The 1,022-nt window shown below is 58.7% G+C and carries 1 protein-coding gene and 2 pseudogenes; all 3 read left to right on the top strand.

The window, feature by feature from the left end; genetic code table 11:
* A pseudogene (locus tag AC1D1P_RS24265) lies at positions 1-161 on the top strand (Fe2+-dependent dioxygenase); the annotation flags it as partial.
* Between the two features lie 281 nt (positions 162-442).
* Positions 443-688, top strand: coding sequence for a (2Fe-2S)-binding protein (locus AC1D1P_RS24260; protein ID WP_477674783.1), 246 nt, complete (start codon positions 443-445; stop codon positions 686-688).
* A gap of 132 nt (positions 689-820) precedes the next feature.
* Positions 821-1,022: pseudogene (locus AC1D1P_RS24255) on the top strand (energy transducer TonB); the annotation flags it as partial.

The following is a 1,022-nucleotide window of genomic DNA, read 5'->3' as shown; positions in this document are numbered from 1 at the left end:
CCGATGCCCAGCGCCGGCTTTTGTATGAAATGGATATGGCCATTACCTCGCTGCGCCAAAAGGACCTGGAACGCTCAACCCCAGGTGCGGCCGAAGGTGCCGAGGTGGTACGGCTTACAGGCTGCTATCACAACCTGCTGCGGATGTGGGCTGAGGTTTAGGCGGTTGGAGCGCGTTTGTCCTGCATCGTGAAGGGTTTTAGCAACCCATCACCCCGATGGTGCCTCGCTCACCCCCAGAAACAGCCTTTTCGCTATCTAATTCATAGCTGCTTGCGCCCGCCCAGAAAGGCTTACTGCTGAATTTGGCTTCGAAAACAAGGCCAAAAATCCTCTGCAAATAGCTCGCACTTCCTGAAATCCGCATCTCATGATTGCAAATGCGATAGATTCGCATTTATAATCAACACACCGATTGAATCAATCATCAGCCAAGCCCATCCATGATCGTTTGCGTCTGCCGCCGAATCTCCGACCGCGAAATTGCCCGCCATGCCCGAGCAGGCCTGGGCTTTGACGAGATCCAGTTCGAACTCGGCGTGGCCACCCAGTGCGGCCAGTGTGAAGGCTGCGCCCGCGACGTGGTGGCGCAGTGCAGTGCCAGCTGCCCGACGGCCAATATCAAGCTCGCCGCCCACACGCTGGAAGGCAGCCCATGGAACACCTTGYAACCTTCTCCCCAATACTGATTTCGGCCCTTCCTGTCAGCCTTGTGCTGGTGATAGGCTCCGCGTGGTGGATCTTCCGCCGCTAGTTTCCTGGTTGCCTTTTTGACCGAAACCGCGCCTCATGTGGCCATTCGCCCACCTATCTCCCTCTCGATGAACGCCACTTTCTCCACCGCACCACGCCCCGCCCCGCCGCGCCAGCCCCTCAGCCGCAATGCTGTTATCGCGCTCGTGGTAGTGGGCCTGCACGTGGGGTTCATCTGGGCGCTGCAAAGCGGCTTGTTGATGCGCGCCGCCGAAATCGTGATTCCTGCAGAAATCCTCACGCAATTCGTGGACCCGCCCGCCCCCAAGG

This window comes from Polaromonas sp. P1_E1_2 (assembly GCF_056406035.1).
This window is presented reverse-complemented; position numbering and strand designations above follow the sequence as displayed.